Here is a 298-nt window from a genome sequence, read left to right as displayed (position 1 = left end):
TGGCCACTGGTGCCTTGGCCGACGAGGGGCTCTACGGCCGCCTGCGTCAGGCCGCCGAGGCGGGCAGCGGGCGCATGCTGGTGCTCTCCGGTGCCGTGGCAGGTATGGACGGCCTGGCCGCCGCCCGTGAGGGCGGGCTGGAGAGCGTCACCTATGAGGCCTGCAAGGCACCGCGCAGTTGGAAAGGCAGCCACGCCGAGCAACTGGTGGACCTCGACGCCCTCCGCGAGGCGACGGTCTTCTACGAGGGTACTGCCGGCGAGGCGGCGCGCCTCTTCCCGGCCAACGCAAACGTGGC

1 pseudogene is annotated in these 298 nt (G+C 72.1%); it reads left to right on the top strand.

The features are described from left to right. Positions 1-298: pseudogene (locus tag HOP53_RS21455) on the top strand (DUF108 domain-containing protein); the annotation flags it as partial.

Origin of the sequence: Billgrantia ethanolica, from assembly GCF_021404305.1 — a bacterium.
GTDB classification, from domain to species: Bacteria; Pseudomonadota; Gammaproteobacteria; order Pseudomonadales; family Halomonadaceae; genus Halomonas; species Halomonas ethanolica.
The sequence above is the reverse complement of the archived record's forward strand: the minus strand, read 5'-3'. Positions and strand labels throughout refer to the sequence as shown.